Genomic DNA, 3,530 nt, shown 5'->3' with positions numbered 1-3,530 from the left:
TGGGAAGTGCGGGGATAAGCAGTCAGCAGTCAGCAGACAGCAGTCAGCAGTCAGCGGTCAGCAGTCAGCGGTCAGCGGTCAGCGGTCAGCGGTTAGCGGTCAGCTTATTTTATTCAAAAGCTGTTCCGGTAGCGTGGCCATAGGCCAATCGCTGTTCCCGTAGCGCATAGGCTGATAGCTGTTGGCGTAGCCTGCGCGTAGCGCATATGCTTACCTGTGGATAGTGAAATAAATATGGACACAACTGGATTCGAACCAGTGACCCCCACGATGTCAACGTGGTGCTCTAACCAACTGAGCTATGCGTCCAAACCATTCATTATGATAGCACATATTTAGAATATAGCAATTTTAAACCCTATAGCAAAGGGAACAGGGAGCAGGGAGCAGGGAACAGGGAGCAGGAAGCAGGGAGCAGGTAACAAAAATTATCAATACAGTGAAATTCTTTTGAAGGAGGACATGAGGGATTAGTTCTGCTAAAATATCCTGGTCGTTCAGCCTTTACCAACATCTTTATCTTTGAGTCAACCAATAGAGACCGCCAGTATCGATACATTAGCCCAGGAACTCGCAGCCATACAGCAAACTGGTTCTAAGCGAATTGCCTTGTTGGGGTCACGTCACGTTCCTATCACCCATCAGAATCTAATTGAGATGATGAGCTATGCCTTAGTGCAAGCCGGTAATCGTCTGATTACCTCTGGTGCCACTGGAACCAACTTAGCTGCCATTCGAGGTGCTATGCGAGCCGATCCCTCCTTGCTAACGGTAATTTTGCCCCAAAGTCTTCAGCGACAGCCACTGGAATCCCGGAAATACTTGGAGAAGGTAATGCATTTGGTGGAAAACCCCCAAAATGATACCTTGTCTCTCGCTGAAGCTAGTGCCTTGTGTAATGCCGAAATTGTTGCGAGGTGTCAGCAGTTAATTTGTTTCGCATTCCATGATAGCCGTACCCTCCTCAACACCTGTAAGGAGGCGGAACAGCAAAACAAGGTTGTTACTCTGTTCTATTTTGATTAGTTGTGATTAATTGTGATTAATTTTGATTAGTGTGAGCTAGACTATGCATCTATCCGGTTCGGGAATTTTACTTTACTGTATTGTGGGGGCAACGGTTTTAATCTATCTACCATTTCTGGTAGTTGGCTACAGCCGTTTCAAACTAGGCTATGACCAAAGTGCTCCTCGCGCCATGTTTGATCAGCTACCGCCCTATGCCCAACGAGCGACTTGGGCACATCAGAACTCCTTTGAAACCTTTATTATATTTAGCGCCGCCGCTTTGATGGCCTATGTCACTGGTCAGAATTCAACTCTCGCCATCGGGTGTGCGATCGCATTTGTAATTGCCCGAGTCTTCTACTCGGTGTTTTACATTCTCGATATTCCCTTGGGGCGATCGCTTATGTTTGCCATCGGCTCTCTTTCCAGTGGTACTCTGTTTGTTCTGAGTCTAAGCAGCGTCAGTGGCTAGACGAGATCAAGTCCACTTGCTTCGGGCCTTGATAGTTTTAGTTATTGGTCATTTGTCTTGAGAGCCACCAGGTTGAGCCACCTCCCCAAGACTATGGGCTTATCCAATACTGATGCTACCGGGCTTGATATCAATAGGTTTAAAAATTTTGTATAGGGTGCAACAAATTCCCATTTTGGTTTTAAGCTGTTAGCTAAACCGCGAGAAGCCCCGCACTTTACCTTCATTGGGTAAGTGTCGTATGGAAAGCGCGGGGCAAGGGTCGGAACGTAGCTTGCCAATGGGATATACTAGGGACAGTAGGGAAAACAAATTAAGAGCTAACCGCCACCTACTAGCTAAAAATAGAACGAGTTGTATTGTTCCGGCGCGGAGGGGCATCCCGTGTCGTTAATAAAGCTTACCGAGTAACCGAATCGTTGGATGGTGTTGGTAAGAAGCCCGCGCTGTACCGTGCTTGTCAGCGTCGGGAGTATGTCACGTAGTGAGCCACCATTGCTCACGGCCTACCGCTGACCGTTATTAATTATGGCTAGTACTTATTCTTTTGATATTGTTAGTGATTTTGATCGACAAGAGTTGGTCAATGCTGTGGATCAAACTATTCGTGAAATCAAAAGTCGTTACGACCTCAAAGATACTAAAACCACTGTCGAATTAGGAGAAGAATCTATCACCATCAATACTGATAGTGAATTTACCCTAGATGCTGTGCATACTGTTCTTCGTACCAAAGCTGCGAAACGGGAACTTTCGCAAAAAATCTTCGACTATGGTAAAATAGAATCAGCTAGTGGTAATCGTGTTCGCCAAGAAATCACGCTAAAAAAAGGCATCAGCCAAGAATATAGTAAAAAAATCACCAAATTGATTCGAGATGAATTTAAAAAAGTACAAGCCTCGATTCAAGGTGATTCAGTTAGAGTAACTAGCAAATCTAAGGATGACTTACAAAATATCATCCAGCGGTTGAAGCAAGAAGATTTGCCGATTGCTTTGCAATTTACTAACTATCGATAAGTAAGTTATCAGCTATCAGCCGTCAGCCGTCAGCCGTCAGCCGTCAGCCGTCAGCCGTCAGTCGTCAGCCGTCAGTCGTCAGCCTTCAGCTTATTTTATTCAAAAGCAAATCAAGTAGCGTGGCACAGGCTTCGACGCTGGGACCCATAAGCTGAATGCTGATAGCTGAATGCTGATAGCTGAATGCTGATAGCTGAATGCTGATAGCTGAATGCTGATAGCTGAATGCTGATAGCTGAATGCTGATAGCTGAATGCTGATAGCTGAATGCTGATAGCTGATAACTGATAGCTGATAGCTAAATGCTTACACTCTAGACTACTATGGCTTGATACCAGAAATGACTTCCTTAGCTGCTGCTAATGTGCGGTCAATATCCTCCTCGGTGTGAGCTAGGGAAGTAAATCCTGCTTCAAATTGTGAGGGGGCTAGGTAGATCCCACGCTCTAACATGCCACGATGGAAAGGAGTGAATTTGGATAAATCAGAGGTTTTGGCATCATCGAAATTGTGAACAGGAACACCAGTAAAGAACATGCCAAACATAGCGCTGATGTACCCACCAGTAGTTGCATGACCGCTATCTTTAGCAATTTGCAGCAATCCCTCGGAGAGCTTTTTAGTAATAGTCTCTAGCTGTTCATAGGTACCCGGTTTTTTCAGTAACTCCAGGGTTTTAATGCCTGCTGTCATGGCTAAAGGATTCCCAGACAGGGTTCCGGCTTGATACATTGGCCCAGCTGGTGCCACCATGGACATGATATCCTTTCGTCCGCCATAGGCTCCCACGGGCAAACCACCACCGATAATTTTACCTAGGGTAGTCAAGTCAGGAGTGATGCCAAATTTCTCCTGAGCACCACCGTAGGCAATCCGGAAGCCAGTCATCACTTCATCAAACACCAGTAGAGCGCCATGGTTTTGAGTCACTTCCCGCAAGCCTTCAAGAAAACCAGGTACAGGAGTGATGAAACCAGAATTCCCCACCACAGGTTCTAGGATGACCCCAGCAATCTCATTGGGATATTGA

At 45.9% G+C, this 3,530-nt stretch carries 5 protein-coding genes and 1 tRNA gene; 4 read left to right on the top strand and 2 right to left on the bottom strand.

From position 1 onward, the window contains the following. Nucleotides 1–235 precede the first annotated feature (235 nt). Nucleotides 236–309: transfer RNA gene (locus F6K20_RS29485), tRNA-Val, on the bottom strand. A 213-nt stretch (nt 310–522) separates the two neighbouring features. On the opposite strand from F6K20_RS29485, the gene F6K20_RS29480 reads away from it, so the two are divergent. The 4 genes from F6K20_RS29480 (at nt 523) to F6K20_RS29465 (ending at nt 2,500) form a co-directional block, all read left to right on the top strand. Continuing rightward, nucleotides 523–1,026 (top strand): DNA-processing protein DprA, encoded by a 504-nt coding sequence (locus tag F6K20_RS29480; protein ID WP_071105922.1) that lies wholly within the window; start codon nt 523–525, stop codon nt 1,024–1,026. Between the two features lie 43 nt (nt 1,027–1,069). Next, nucleotides 1,070–1,480, top strand: a complete 411-nt coding sequence (locus tag F6K20_RS29475; RefSeq protein WP_070394644.1) for an MAPEG family protein — start codon at nt 1,070–1,072, stop codon at nt 1,478–1,480. Nucleotides 1,481–1,839: 359 nt separating this feature from the next. Further along, nucleotides 1,840–1,965 carry a hypothetical protein gene (locus F6K20_RS29470; protein ID WP_267876366.1) on the top strand — a complete coding sequence of 42 codons (126 nt, stop codon included), beginning with the start codon at nt 1,840–1,842 and terminating at the stop codon, nt 1,963–1,965. Between the two features lie 43 nt (nt 1,966–2,008). Beyond that, the gene (locus tag F6K20_RS29465) at nt 2,009–2,500 is read left to right on the top strand and encodes a YajQ family cyclic di-GMP-binding protein (protein ID WP_008180068.1); all 492 of its coding nucleotides are present in this window, start codon (nt 2,009–2,011) and stop codon (nt 2,498–2,500) included. Nucleotides 2,501–2,821: 321 nt separating this feature from the next. Here the strand turns inward: F6K20_RS29465 and F6K20_RS29460 are convergent. Beyond that, nucleotides 2,822–3,530: aminotransferase class III-fold pyridoxal phosphate-dependent enzyme (locus F6K20_RS29460; protein WP_287297064.1), on the bottom strand; the 709-nt coding region annotated here is incomplete at its 5' end.

Source organism: Moorena sp. SIO2C4 (assembly GCF_010672485.1).
In the GTDB taxonomy this organism is placed as follows: domain Bacteria; phylum Cyanobacteriota; class Cyanobacteriia; order Cyanobacteriales; family Coleofasciculaceae; genus Moorena; species Moorena producens.
Note: the sequence above shows the minus strand (reverse complement) of the source record. Positions and strands in the feature narration are given on the sequence as shown.

Excerpts from the sequence above, each read along its gene's own strand:
- F6K20_RS29475 (WP_070394644.1), top strand. The coding sequence starts at position 1,070 with ATGCATCTATCCGGTTCGGGAATTTTACTTTACTGTATTGTGGGGGCA.
- F6K20_RS29465 (WP_008180068.1), top strand. The coding sequence starts at position 2,009 with ATGGCTAGTACTTATTCTTTTGATATTGTTAGTGATTTTGATCGACAA.